This is a genomic window from Pelosinus sp. UFO1, assembly GCF_000725345.1.
GTDB lineage: Bacteria > Bacillota > Negativicutes > DSM-13327 > DSM-13327 > Pelosinus.
Genome location: NZ_CP008852.1, coordinates 3,455,491 through 3,468,377, shown reverse-complemented (window position 1 = coordinate 3,468,377; position 12,887 = coordinate 3,455,491). Strand labels below are relative to the sequence as shown.

At 39.7% G+C, this 12,887-nt stretch carries 11 protein-coding genes; 7 read left to right on the top strand and 4 right to left on the bottom strand.

Annotated elements, in window-relative coordinates; genetic code table 11:
- Positions 1 to 40 precede the first annotated feature (40 nt).
- Entirely contained in the window at positions 41 to 499 is a 459-nt protein-coding gene (locus UFO1_RS16460) for a DUF441 domain-containing protein (RefSeq protein WP_038672580.1), read from the bottom strand.
- 235 nt (positions 500 to 734) lie between these two features.
- Positions 735 to 1,382 (bottom strand): CBO0543 family protein, encoded by a 648-nt coding sequence (locus tag UFO1_RS16455; protein ID WP_236639226.1) that lies wholly within the window; start codon positions 1,380 to 1,382, stop codon positions 735 to 737.
- 210 nt (positions 1,383 to 1,592) lie between these two features.
- Here UFO1_RS16455 and arsD point away from each other — a divergent pair, with 210 nt between their 5' ends.
- The 5 genes from arsD (at position 1,593) to clpB (ending at position 8,424) form a co-directional block, all read left to right on the top strand.
- Positions 1,593 to 2,024: an arsenite efflux transporter metallochaperone ArsD gene (gene arsD, locus UFO1_RS16450; protein WP_071842026.1), complete on the top strand. Its 432-nt coding sequence runs from the start codon at positions 1,593 to 1,595 to the stop codon at positions 2,022 to 2,024.
- A gap of 17 nt (positions 2,025 to 2,041) precedes the next feature.
- The gene (gene arsA, locus UFO1_RS16445; RefSeq protein ID WP_038672578.1) at positions 2,042 to 3,793 is read left to right on the top strand and encodes an arsenical pump-driving ATPase; all 1,752 of its coding nucleotides are present in this window, start codon (positions 2,042 to 2,044) and stop codon (positions 3,791 to 3,793) included.
- A gap of 166 nt (positions 3,794 to 3,959) precedes the next feature.
- On the top strand, positions 3,960 to 4,445 hold the full coding sequence (locus UFO1_RS16440; protein ID WP_038672576.1) for a CBO0543 family protein: 486 nt from the start codon (positions 3,960 to 3,962) through the stop codon (positions 4,443 to 4,445).
- A gap of 258 nt (positions 4,446 to 4,703) precedes the next feature.
- Positions 4,704 to 5,705 carry a DnaJ C-terminal domain-containing protein gene (locus tag UFO1_RS16435; protein WP_038672574.1) on the top strand — a complete coding sequence of 334 codons (1,002 nt, stop codon included), beginning with the start codon at positions 4,704 to 4,706 and terminating at the stop codon, positions 5,703 to 5,705.
- Between the two features lie 139 nt (positions 5,706 to 5,844).
- Positions 5,845 to 8,424, top strand: a complete 2,580-nt coding sequence (gene clpB / locus UFO1_RS16430; protein ID WP_038672572.1) for an ATP-dependent chaperone ClpB — start codon at positions 5,845 to 5,847, stop codon at positions 8,422 to 8,424.
- Positions 8,425 to 8,639: 215 nt separating this feature from the next.
- Here the strand turns inward: clpB and UFO1_RS16425 are convergent, their stop codons facing one another.
- Positions 8,640 to 10,361: a SulP family inorganic anion transporter gene (locus tag UFO1_RS16425; protein ID WP_038672570.1), complete on the bottom strand. Its 1,722-nt coding sequence runs from the start codon at positions 10,359 to 10,361 to the stop codon at positions 8,640 to 8,642.
- 182 nt (positions 10,362 to 10,543) lie between these two features.
- Between UFO1_RS16425 and UFO1_RS16420 the strand changes: the two genes are divergently transcribed.
- Positions 10,544 to 10,879 carry a helix-turn-helix transcriptional regulator gene (locus UFO1_RS16420; protein WP_038672568.1) on the top strand — a complete coding sequence of 112 codons (336 nt, stop codon included), beginning with the start codon at positions 10,544 to 10,546 and terminating at the stop codon, positions 10,877 to 10,879.
- Positions 10,880 to 11,007: 128 nt separating this feature from the next.
- Positions 11,008 to 11,958 carry a hypothetical protein gene (locus tag UFO1_RS16415; protein WP_038672565.1) on the top strand — a complete coding sequence of 317 codons (951 nt, stop codon included), beginning with the start codon at positions 11,008 to 11,010 and terminating at the stop codon, positions 11,956 to 11,958.
- Positions 11,959 to 12,221: 263 nt separating this feature from the next.
- Here UFO1_RS16415 and UFO1_RS16410 read toward each other — a convergent pair whose 3' ends face one another.
- Positions 12,222 to 12,821 carry a nitroreductase family protein gene (locus UFO1_RS16410; RefSeq protein WP_038672563.1) on the bottom strand — a complete coding sequence of 200 codons (600 nt, stop codon included), beginning with the start codon at positions 12,819 to 12,821 and terminating at the stop codon, positions 12,222 to 12,224.
- Between the last annotated feature and the right edge of the window lie 66 nt (positions 12,822 to 12,887).

The following is a 12,887-nucleotide window of genomic DNA, read 5'->3' as shown; positions in this document are numbered from 1 at the left end:
GCGTCCTCTGTGTTCTCTGTGGTTAAAAATCCTCTTCGTGTTAACTTTTAAATATTCCCATTGCGCTTACGATCAAAGATACCATACCACCCGCAATGAGGGGGCCGACAGCTAACCCGTGGAAGAAACAAACGCCAATTATCGTACCAACGACCAAAGACGTTACTGCTTCCGGTGATCCTTTCATAAAGAACACACCTTGGGCCGCAACCCAAGCGACGAAGATACCGATAAAAACGGCGACTAGGCCAATCGGTGTCTTGAAGGATTCAAAGATTCCTCCCATAGATATACGACCTTGGGCTATGGGGGTTAGCACAGCTAAGGTTAGAATGGTAATACCCACAGTTATGCCATGATTTTCTATGTAAGGAAACCAAGTTTCGAAACCTAACATTTTTATCAGCAGAAGTACTAGGGCGGCTATGGATACGGAATGGTTATTGCCAATAACCGATAAAGCTAAAATGACTAATAAGGGAAGATTATCCCAATTCATAATGTCACATCCTAACTAATTTGATCAGAACATAAAGAACGCAGTCCTTAGAGAAACCTATTTTTATATAATACTAAGCTTAGTGAGAAAAGTCTAACATAAAAGTAAAAAAACAGGCGTAAAGAAACGCCCGCGCAAAGAGTTACGATTGCTTATAGGAAATATGACCTTGAGGATGTTATTTATTTTCAAATAGACATCCAACGTCCATGAATTGGTAGAGTTATAGTAGAGTTTACTCTGTGTTGTATTTATGTGTTGTATTCACAAGCAATTTCGTCAGCCATCTCGCGCTTAGTCCTACAACAAGATAGAGGATAAATGAGTAGAGGAATGACCAGTTTATAAGTACGTAAAACCCTAGCTTCATGATACTTGGTTCAATTACGAAGGAAAAAAAGACGGATATCACAATTAACGCCCATAAAAAACTCTTCCATATCGCAAAGTATTGATAAATTAGCATATAAATAATCGGTATCGCTGTATAGTCTGCTGAGGTTAACCGGGGAAATATGGGGATTACATTTATTGGATAATTCCACAGGGATAATACAAAGCCCACCTCATCCAAAGTAATTGAAGATACCATTATAAGTAACCCAAATAAAGCCAACTCATGGAGTTTCTTCTTGTCAACTATTTTAGCCCAGATAAACCACGGGAAGATGAGCAGTACGACAAGAACCCACCAGCGCCAGGATCCAAAAGTATTCTCAAACCAGTTTTCAATTCGCGCTTGGGTTAATATCCTCCCCATTTCTGCAAGTTGCTCATTGGTTGGATAATTCTGCATCGTACACGTACCTATGCCTTTCTGCCAATCCCGAATTGCCAGATGGTTAAATAACCATTGTTTCAGGGGTTGCGGGTAACCTGACATCGTTTTGCCAACTTCTCTTGGGTATGCTGATTTTATTAGTATGCATTTATCTTGAATTTATATTCTTGATAACTTCATCCACGAGGGAAGGGCTCTAAAAAAATGCCCAAATCATCACAAATAAGAAGTATGGATAATATATTGTAATGTGGAATATGATTACATGAGTATATAGTTATATAATCAAAGAAAGGGAGAGGATTTTTTATAATGAAAAAAATTGAAGTGTTTGAGGTAGCACTATGCTGCTCTACTGGTGTTTGTGGTCCAGTTGTCAATGAGGATTTACTCAGAATAACGGCTGTGGTTAATAAAATAAATGCCGATGGAGGAAAGGCTGTACGATATAATTTGAGCAGTGATCCTGAGATGTATATTAAAAATAGAGTTATTAATGAACTACTAATGAAAGAAGGGGAAAGTATTCTTCCGATTACATTAGTAGATGGAGAAGTTGTCAAGACAAAAAGCTATCCTTCTACTAGTGAATTAGCAGAGTGGAGTGGAATTGATTTAGCTTATGAAACAGCAGCAGGTAGTAGTTGTTGTTGCTGTGATTCCTCAGAATGTTGCCCCATTGATCAGAGCTGCCCGATAGACGGGAACTGCTCTGATGAAGATGAGTGCTGCTCCAAAGAATGATAAGAGGTGAAGGAATCATGTTACCACTATATGACCCTACCGCACTGGACTTGAAAAAATACCTGTTCTTTACCGGTAAAGGCGGAGTTGGCAAGACTTCTGCCGCCTGTGCCACTGCGGTAACACTTGCGGATCTTGGCAGTAAAGTGCTTCTGATTAGTACGGATCCAGCATCTAATTTGCAGGATGTTTTTGAAACGAAGCTCGATAATAAAGGGGTACTCATTAAAGATGTCCCTAATTTGATGGTTTTAAACTTAGATCCCATAGAGGCTGCCCAGGAATACAAAGAATCGGTAGTAGGCCCTTACAAAGGGAAATTACCTGAATCAGTCATTAAAAATATGGAAGAACAATTATCAGGGGCCTGTACTGTAGAGATTGCTGCATTTAATGAGTTTTCTAATTTCCTTACGAATAAAGAATTGGAAGGAAAGTTCGACTATATTATCTTTGATACGGCACCTACAGGGCATACACTAAGAATGTTGCAGCTGCCATCGGCTTGGTCAAATTTTATTAACAAAAATGAGCATGGTGCTAGCTGTTTAGGACAACTGGCAGGACTTGAAGATAAGAAGGATATGTACAAAAATGCGGTGAGCACCCTGGCAGATGCCCAGCTAACGACCTTAGTGCTCGTTGCTAGACCAGAGTACTCTCCGCTTATCGAAGCCGATAAAACCTCCCTTGAACTAAGAGAGCTGGGAATTGATAACCAGCTACTGGTTGTCAATGGCATCTTTGAAGGCGATGTTAATTCCTGTGATATATCGAGCAGTCTCCTAGCAAAGCAAACAAAGGCTCTTGAAAATATCCCAAAGGGAATTGGCAAGCTGCCAATCTATAAGATTCCTCTGCGTGATTATAACGTTACGGGTATAGAAAGTATCAGGCGAATGCTTACTTCAAAAGCTGCCCTTCCTAGCGAAGAAGCTGCCCAGATTAAAGGGTATCATAAGCTGAGTGAATTAGTAGCATACCTAGCAGATAACAATAAAAGGGTTATATTCACCATGGGAAAGGGGGGCGTAGGAAAAACGACATTAGCTGCCAGCATTGCATTAGGTTTAGTGAAGAAAGGGAAAAAGGTGCATCTTACAACAACGGATCCAGCTAATCACTTAAGTTTGTTAGCAAATTCCATGGACGGATATACCTTGAGTAGTATTAACCCGGAAGAAGCTTTAGAAAAATACAAAGAAGAAATCCTAAGTAAAGCAAAAAAAACAATGAGTGAAGAAGATTTGGCTTATATTGAAGAAGATTTGCGGTCTCCTTGCACCCAAGAGATTGCTATTTTTCATGTGTTTGCGAGCATCGTAGATAAGTGTGACGAAGAGGTAGTAGTCATTGATACAGCGCCAACAGGTCATACACTTTTACTGTTAGATGCTACGGAAAATTATCATAAAGAAATTGAAAGAGTACAAGGTATTATGCCAGAATCAGTCATAAAACTGCTGCCTAGGCTTAGAAATGCAGAAGAAACTGAAGTAGTAATCATCACATTACCGGAAGCTACTCCGGTCTTTGAAGCCAAAAGGTTAGAAGAAGATCTTACAAGAGCTGGTATCTACACAAACTGGTGGATTATTAACTCTAGTTTCAGCATTGTGAATACAGAAAATAAGTTGTTACAAGCAAAAGCTAAATCTGAAAAGGTTTGGATCAATAAGGTGTATGATATAGCCCAAGGAAATATAGTTCTCTTGCCTTGGTTTTCCGCAGACATTACCTCGGAAATATTAACGAAATTCCTTGAATAAAAATTACCTCCGATTGTCGATAGACTCTACAATCGGAGGTAATTTTTTTGTTTTTTAGATTATATAGCTAGCTGAACAAACTCTTGCTAGCCTACAAAACAAAGAATAAATCAGCCATTTTAGTACAAAATAATAGCTATGAAATGAAACCTCGCAGGAGGAGAAAATGAATTTGAGTCTAGAAACTATTATTACGATAGTATCCATTGTGATTACGTTATTATTATTGATCTTTGCGGTGGATTGGCGGTATTTTCGCGATTGGATTGTTGTGTTTTTATTTAAATCTTGTCTTGACTTTCTTTGGGGAAGTCCTGTTCAAAACCTGAAGTTAATAGAATATCCGATTAGATTATTACCTCATTACTACGAAACCAGCATATTATTTGAACTATGGGTATTTCCTACGTTGTGTGTATTATATAACCAGGTGACTAGGGAACGGGGTTTTTGGCCAATCATTGGTTACTCCCTGCTATTTAGTGCGGGTATTACGGCCATCGAATATCCTCTTGAATTATATACCGATCTAATTCGATATATAGATTGGACTTGGCTCACTACCTTTTACACCCTTAATATTACATTTTTATTATCTAGGACTTTTATTGCCTTTTTTCGCTGGGGGTGTGACCATTTTAATACTCGATAATATATTAATACTGGAGGAAATCTAATAAGTCAATTCTGAGAGTTGTGTACTTTTATTGCTAGGTACTATCATGTTTGGGGAAAATAGAAGCTTCAAAGAACCAGATGGTTCTTTTTTCTTAAAAACAAAGGTCAAATAGTCGAATTAAAAACATTGACTATTAATGCGAAATTTTGGTAAACTAGATGTAGGGGTTCATTGAAATGAGATCAAAGATACTTTCTTTCATTATGACTACTCTGAAAGTGGGTGAAGGACATGAAGTTTATTGATTATTATGAGGTGCTAGGTGTAACCAAGAGTGCCACAGATAAAGAAATAAAAAATGCATATCGTAAATTAGCTCGGCAGCATCATCCTGATTTGCATCAAGGAGGCGATCGGAAAGAGGCGGAAGAGAAGTTTAAAAAGATAAACGAAGCTTATGAGGTATTAGGCGATAGTGAAAACCGAAAAAAATATGATATGTTAGGGCAGAATTGGCGGGGTGGTCAGGAGTTTCAACCACCACCTGGCGGAACTAGCTATCAGACGTATCATATGGATGGAATGGATGATTTTGGCTTTAGCGACTTCTTCTCTTCTATTTTTGGGCAAGGGTTTTCCCAGCAGCGGGCAGGAAATGCTGGCAGATACCAGACAAGGCAGCCAGGAACACAGCAAGGGGAAGATGTGGAAGTCGAAATCAGCCTAACGATAGAAGAGTTGATTGCGGGAATTGAGAAAGAGATTCAGGTTAGTTTACCAACTGTCTGTAGTACCTGCGAAGGCCGTCGTTTTGCTGGAAATGGCATATGCCCTGCTTGCGGCGGCATGGGAGTGATGGAAGAAACTAAAAAATTAAAGGTCAAGATTCCGAACAAGACCTATCCCGGTACTGTATTACGCTTAAAAGGCCTAGGGGGTAAGGGACTCAGAGGAGGACTGGCAGGTGACTTGTATCTTCATGTGCAGGCTAAGTCTCATCCAAAATGGCAAATCGTAGATCAGATCAATATGGAAGGCGAGTTGCTTATCTATCCTGAACAAGCTGTTTTAGGGGACACTGCATCTATACCTACACCTGATGGCACCCTAGAAATAAAGATACAACCAGGAATTCGTTCCGGTCAAAAACTGCGCCTTAAAGGCAGAGGGTTTAAAGGGCAGGATGGTACCTTGGGTGATTTGTATATAAAGGTTTATATCGATATACCGGGTAATCAAACTCCTGAGGAAATTGAACTTTATAAAAAGATCTCTGCATTAAGGCATAAATAAGATCAAGTAGGGCTTATATAGAATGAATTCACTTTATATTGTTGGTCTGCCAGAAATGAGATATAGGGCATCCATTTCTGACGATTGGCCTTAAACATATTTGTAACTTAGATAGAAAGATTATTGGAGGGGATTTATTATGGGGCAAGAAAAATATACACAAAGGGCAATGGCTGCTGTTTCAGAGGCACAGCAGTTAACTGCTTTACATTATCACCAAGAGATGACTACACGTCATTTATTGCTGGCATTAGTAAAAGAAGAGGACGGAATGATTGGGCAGATTCTCGCCGAGTGCAAAATTGATGAGAAACTTCTCAAAGCTAAATTAGAAAAAATCATCAGCAATCAGCCTTCTGTCCGTGGACAAGAAGGTGGTCTGCGGATGAATACAGCCATGATTCGGGTATTAGGGTTAGCTGAAAAAATAGCTGCTAGCATGAAGGACGAATATGTCAGCACTGAACATTTATTACTGGCTGTTGTGGATGATGGTGATAGTGATGTAGTGGAGGTTTGCCGGGAATTTGGGCTGCACCGCAGCCGCATTCAGCAGATTGTAGCAAATTATCGTAAGGGGCAACGGATAACGAGTGACAATCCAGAAGAGGGTTACCAAGCCTTGTCCAAATATGGACGGGATTTGACAGAGATGGCTAAACAGGGAAAACTAGATCCGGTCATTGGGCGGGATGAGGAAATTCGAAGGACGGTAGAAATTTTGTCTCGCCGTACAAAGAACAATCCAGTGCTTATTGGTGAGCCTGGTGTGGGAAAAACAGCGATTGCCGAAGGATTAGCTCGTCGTATTGTAGCTGGAGATGTACCAGAAACTCTGAAGAATAAAAGCTTATATTCCTTGGATCTTAGTTCCTTGGTAGCTGGCGCCAAATACAGAGGGGAATTTGAAGAACGTCTAAAAAATGTCTTAAATGAAATTGTTAAATCCGAAGGGAAAATCCTGCTGTTTATTGATGAACTTCATACAGTAGTAGGTGCTGGAGCTTCTGAGGGTTCGATGGATGCTGGCAATATTCTAAAACCTATGCTGGCTAGAGGGGAACTGCGCTGCATCGGTGCTACGACCTTGAATGAATATCGCAAATACATTGAAAAAGATGCTGCCTTAGAACGGCGCTTTCAGCCAGTACTTGTTGATCAGCCGACAGTTGAAGATACGATTTCTATTTTACGCGGTTTGAAAGAACGTTATGAGATTCATCATGGCGTTCGCATTAAAGATTCGGCACTTGTTGCGGCAGCTGTATTGTCTGATCGTTATATCTCTGACCGATTTTTGCCTGATAAGGCAATCGACTTGATGGATGAAGCAGCCGCTAAGCTGCGTACTGAAATTGATTCTATGCCTAGCGAATTGGATGAAATTTTGCGTCGAGTAATGCAGCTGGAAATTGAAGAACAAGCCCTTAAAAAGGAAAGTGATGTTTCTTCCGTTGAAAAACTGGCTGGTATTGAGGAAGAATTGAAAAAACATCGTCAGGAAACTGATGTCTTAAAAGCCCAGTGGGAAGGGGAAAAACAAGCGATTTTACGTTTGCGTAGTCTTAAGAAGGAAATTGAAGCCGTCAAGAAAGAAATGGAGATGGCAGAACGAGCTTATGATCTCAATCATTTAGCGGAGCTAAAGTACGGTAAGTTACCAGCATTGGAAGGGCGTCTGAAGAAGGAAGACGAGCTTTTGAATCAAAAACATGATCATAAGGTTATGTTAAAAGAAGAAGTAGGCGAAGATGATATTGCCAAGATTGTTAGCCGTTGGACGGGGATACCTGTCAGTCGTATGTTAGCTGGCGAACGAGAAAAATTGGCGAATTTGGAAACCATTCTTCATGAGCGGGTAATTGGACAAGATGATGCTGTGCAGGCCGTAAGTGAGGCTATCATTAGGGCAAGAGCAGGGATTAAAGATCCAAATCGTCCGATTGGTTCCTTCATTTTTCTAGGTCCGACAGGGGTTGGTAAAACAGAATTAGCGAAAACATTGGCGGAAGTATTGTTTGATGATGAACGCAGCATGATTCGCTTGGACATGAGCGAATATATGGAAAAACATACTGTAGCGCGTTTGGTTGGTGCACCTCCTGGGTATATTGGTCATGATGAAGGTGGGCAGTTGACGGAAGCAGTACGCCGTCGTCCTTACAGTGTGATCTTGTTAGATGAAATTGAAAAGGCCCATAGTGATGTATTTAATATTTTGTTACAGGTGTTAGATGATGGCCGTCTGACAGATGGGAAGGGGCGGACCGTAAACTTTAAAAATACGGTTGTTATCATGACATCTAATCTTGGATCAAGTGAAATCTTGCAGCATGAGTTTGAAGTGGCAAAAGAAAGAGTACTTAGTATGCTGAAAACACACTTTAGACCGGAATTTTTAAACCGTATCGATGATGTCATTGTCTTTAGTGCTCTGACAAAAGAACAAGTAGGCAGCATAGCTGACATCTTATTGAAGGGGCTAAACAAACGTTTACAAAAACAGATGAATATTACCTTAGATTGGGACCAGTCCGTATTGGCACTCTTGGCGAAAGATGGTTATGATCCAGCATTTGGTGCTAGACCACTTCGTAGGCAAATTAGCAGGGCAATTGAAACGGAATTGAGTAAAAAAATTGTCCGGGGAGAAGTTATGGAAGGCAGCACTGTAAAACTTAACGTGCAGGCAGGCGTTATTACCTTGTCTAATCGATAAAAAGGCAAAAGAGACTTGATACAATTGTATCAAGTCTCTTTTTTGCGGAATCAGAAAGGTTAACACTTTCTTGATTCCAAGTAAGAACGACTAAGGCTTCTGCCTGCGTCCGAGGACTTGGCACAAGCCTTAGTCGTTCTTTGATTAACACTGTCATAAAACAACGGCAAAATCCTGCAAAGATGGTTCTGTTCCAGAACTTTGCCAGAGTTTTATTAGGAAGTCTGTTCTCGAATCAGTGCACATTGTTTGAAAACATCCCCTTGGCAGTTTCGGCAGTAACTTTGATTGACATTTTCTAGTGCGTAAGTTAATGCATGATTTGTATGAGGGAAGAAATGGTGCGCGCCGATTTTTTTATAAAGTCCTGTGCTTTTCAACTTTTTCTCTGGTTGTTGATTTAAGCCGCACACTAATACCATAGTTCCTTTTTTTTGCAGAGTTTCAACAATGGTGCGTAAATGGTTTTCACCTGTAATATCAATCAAAGGAACTTTGCTCATACGTAAGATAACAATTTTAGGATCATAGTGAATCGTATTCATAATGCTTTCCGAAAACATTTGCGCAGCTCCGAAAAATAATGGACCTTCAATACTGTAAATACTAATTTGTGAACAATCCTGGGAGTTGGGCATGTCTTGATCCAAGACTTCGACTAGGTTGTGTTCCTGGTCAGGGATGACTTGGGTTACTACCATAGCCTGACTCATTCGTTTAACAAAAAGCACCATGGCTAGTAGCAAGCCGATTTCAACAGCAATTGTTAAATTAGTCAGGACGGTGAGAAAAAATGTAATCAGTAATACACCAGCACTAAAAGTTCGGACTTTTAAGATACCAACAAAAGCTTGGTGTTGACTCATGTTGTAAGCAACAATCATAAGTACTGGAGCCATACTCGCAAGGGGGATCAGACCGGCATAGGGCGCAAGAACTAACATGGCCACTAAGACAAATAGGGCGGAAATGACGATGGAATAACGTGTGGCGGCTCCTGATTTGATATTGGTCGCAGTGCGGGCGATGGCACCAGTAGCAGGAATGCCTCCGAACAATGGAATAATCATATTCGCCAGACCTTGTCCCATTAATTCTTTATTACTATTATGCCTGGTGCCTGTCATACCATCTGCAACAACAGCGGACAGTAAGGATTCAATGGCTCCTAATAGTGCAATGGTAAGGGCTGGTTGCAGAAGTAACTGTAATTTATCTAGAGTAAAATCAGGAAATTTCATGTGGGGCAAATTCCCAGGAATTCCACCGAACGCAGAAGCTATGGTAGTGACATCATTGGGGAAAAATACGGAAGAGATGACTGTTGAAGTGATAAGTCCAAGAAGAGAACCGGGGACCTTAGGTAAAAATCGGGGTGTAATTAAAATGATTGCCAAACAGATTACAGCCGTTAGCGTGCTATAAGGATTTATTGTAGTAAGGTGGTTAATAATATCCTCCATAGTAGCAAGAAAGCTCTCATGACGTTCTAGCCCTGTAAGACCAAGAAAATTAGCGATTTGCCCTGTAAAGATGTTGACAGCAATCCCCGCTGTAAAGCCTATCGTTACCGAACGAGGGATAAATTTAATCAGTGAACCCATATCGAAGAGTCCCATAATAATAAGGAGTATTCCAGACAAAAATCCAGCGATGAGCAGGTTTTCATACCCGTATGTCAATACGATAGATAGTAGGATAGGAATAAAGGCACCAGTAGGGCCAGCTACTTGATATTTGCTGCCACCAAAAAGAGCGACAATGCAAGCTGCAATAATGGTAGTGTAGATTCCGTTTTCGGGATTTGCGCCAGAGGCAATGGCAAAGGCCATGGCAAGTGGTAGTGAAATGACGCCAACTGTAAGACCTGCTAGTAGATCTTTTTTGAAAAAACTAGTAAAATAACGCTTTAGTGGTACTCTAATAGCGCGTGTCATGGAAAAGTCCCCTTTCTCTTTAAACAACAACTGATAGATCATTATTATACACCCATATAAAAAAAATGTGCAATAATAATATATTGATATTTTCATTAATACATAGTAATATATATTCAAATAATGTTATATCCCTATATTTGAATATATATCGCTATGCATTGATAACAAAGGAGAAGTATATGAACAGAGAAGTTCAACAGTTTAAAGCTGACTTTTTTAAAGCCTTATCCCATCCTTTGCGCGTTAGAATCTTAGAGTTTTTGTGTGATGGAGATAAGAATGTCAATGAACTACAGTCATTATGCGGAGTCGAGGGGGCAGCAGTTTCCCAGCAATTGGCGATTCTACGCAATAAAAATATTGTTACAACTCGGAAAGAAGGAACAAGAGTACTTTATTCCCTGCAAGATCCAATGATAGAGGAATTATTAAAGATAGCACGTCAAATTTTTAATAATCACCTAATTAATACGATTAGCATGCTAGATCGTTTTCAAAAAGAGTCCTTATTGTAGTAGAAAAACTTTACAGTACTAGAATTCATCCTCTTAGGTTGACAATCTAAGAGGATTGTTTTATTATATAAAATGATAATGATTATCAATATCGCTATTATAATAAAATATCAAAAAGGGTGGATGAAATGAAAAAAGTTATAGCAATGACGTTAGCTAGTTTAAGTGTATCTTTAACTTCAGTGGCTTTTGCTGCGCCAGTTGATTTATCTGGTGATGTATCAGTCAAGCTAGCAAGGGAGACAGCGGAAGGCAATCCTAATGTTTCTGGTGGTATCTATACCTTCAAGCTGAAAGGAGAAACAGATCTAGGGGCTGGTTGGTCATTGTATGGACGTCTTGGCGGCCAATATGCATCGAATCCTTCCCTTGGAGATTTTAATGGAGATACATATGGAGCAGGAAAGAAGGCAGTGATTGCCTTAGATCAATTTGGAGTGAATTACAAGAAAGACCAAGTTGTCTACAAGCTTGGACGCCAAGATGCAACAGTAGGAGCAACCGCGCTTTTATATAGTAGAGCGGATTCTAATATTGGAAAAAATGTTTTTGTTGATGGCTTGAGTGCTTCTGGTACAGTGGGTGTTGTTGATGTATCAGCCCTTTTTGCCAAGGAAGATAACATAGGGTCAGAGGACAATAAAATATATGCAATTCGGACTGGCTTTAAGGCAAATGAAGATCTAAGCTGGGGAGTTACATTAGGACGATACCAATATAATGGTGGCGAAAGCACCAATCATTGGGCCACTGATGGAACCTATAAATTTGGGAAAAACAGTGTAACGGCAGAGTTTGCAAAATCAAGCAGTAATGTAGATAACAAAGCCTACGCAGCAAGCTTCAACTATGGCTTCAATGATAAAACGGCAGCTTATATCACTAACTTTAGGGTAGAAACCAATGGTGATATGGGCGGACAGAGTGATTTTGATAATGACAACCGAGGTTTTTACTATGGTGTAATCCATAAGTTAAGTGAAAACCAAGAACTAGAGCTTGTCTACAAAGACCAAAAACAAATCAGTAGTGGACAGCATAATACGAAACTGGAAGCAACATTTACTCATAGCTTCTAAGAAATTATTTTTAAAATTTAAAAATGAAGTAATAATAAATGCCCAAAAGGACGCAAGATTTTGCGGCCTTTTGGGCATTTATCAGTTGATCTAAGCTAACTATAGTTCTTTATCGAGAATAACTTCTCTAACTGGTTTTACTCCAATGCCATGTTTTTGCATTTAATTGAATAGATGTTCAATGGGGGATTACATCCTTAGTGTATTCAAATAGCGAAAAGCAGTTCCAAACCAACTTGGTTTAGAGCTGCTTTTTACGTTACTTATTTAAAAACTTTAATTCGTTCTTCTAGTGGCTTAAATTCTTTATCGCCAGGCTGAGCGGTAGTTTTGCCAAAAGGCATTTGAGCAATCAATTTCCATGTAGATGGAACATTCCACTGCTGACTGACTTGATCCTCGATAAGAGCCCCATAATGTTGTAAGGAGGCACCCAATCCTTCTGCTTCTAATCCTGTCCAAACGACAAACTGTAACATTCCAGAAGCGTGATGTGACCAAATGGGGAAATTATCTTTATAGAGAGCGAATTTGCTCTGTAGTTCTTTTATAACAGTTTCATCCTCAAAGAATAATACTGTTCCATAACCGCTCTTAAAGGAATTTATTTTTTCTTCAGTAGGGGCAAAAGCATCTGCGGGGACGATCTTTCGGAGGGCTTCTTTCGTAATATCCCACAATTTATCATGCTGTCCTCCTAATAAAAGAAGCACTCTCCCACTTTGTGAGTTAAAGGCAGAGGGGGTATGTTTAACAGCAGCTTCAATTACTTCCTGTATTTTTTCATCGGAGATCACTGATTCTTTGCTAAGACCATATACCGAACGTCTTCCTTGTAAAGCTGTGTAAAAATCCTTGGACATTATCAACACCTCATCCATAGTTTTAATTTATTACCTATATTATACCACTTTCCCTAGTAAATAATA

Coding starts and splice junctions, on each gene's coding strand:
- UFO1_RS16460 (WP_038672580.1), bottom strand. CDS start 499: ATGAATTGGGATAATCTTCCCTTATTAGTCATTTTAGCTTTATCGGTT.
- UFO1_RS16455 (WP_236639226.1), bottom strand. CDS start 1,382: ATGTCAGGTTACCCGCAACCCCTGAAACAATGGTTATTTAACCATCTG.
- arsD (WP_071842026.1), top strand. CDS start 1,593: ATGAAAAAAATTGAAGTGTTTGAGGTAGCACTATGCTGCTCTACTGGT.
- arsA (WP_038672578.1), top strand. CDS start 2,042: ATGTTACCACTATATGACCCTACCGCACTGGACTTGAAAAAATACCTG.
- UFO1_RS16440 (WP_038672576.1), top strand. CDS start 3,960: ATGAATTTGAGTCTAGAAACTATTATTACGATAGTATCCATTGTGATT.
- UFO1_RS16435 (WP_038672574.1), top strand. CDS start 4,704: ATGAAGTTTATTGATTATTATGAGGTGCTAGGTGTAACCAAGAGTGCC.
- clpB (WP_038672572.1), top strand. CDS start 5,845: ATGGGGCAAGAAAAATATACACAAAGGGCAATGGCTGCTGTTTCAGAG.
- UFO1_RS16425 (WP_038672570.1), bottom strand. CDS start 10,361: ATGACACGCGCTATTAGAGTACCACTAAAGCGTTATTTTACTAGTTTT.
- UFO1_RS16420 (WP_038672568.1), top strand. CDS start 10,544: ATGAACAGAGAAGTTCAACAGTTTAAAGCTGACTTTTTTAAAGCCTTA.
- UFO1_RS16415 (WP_038672565.1), top strand. CDS start 11,008: ATGAAAAAAGTTATAGCAATGACGTTAGCTAGTTTAAGTGTATCTTTA.
- UFO1_RS16410 (WP_038672563.1), bottom strand. CDS start 12,821: ATGTCCAAGGATTTTTACACAGCTTTACAAGGAAGACGTTCGGTATAT.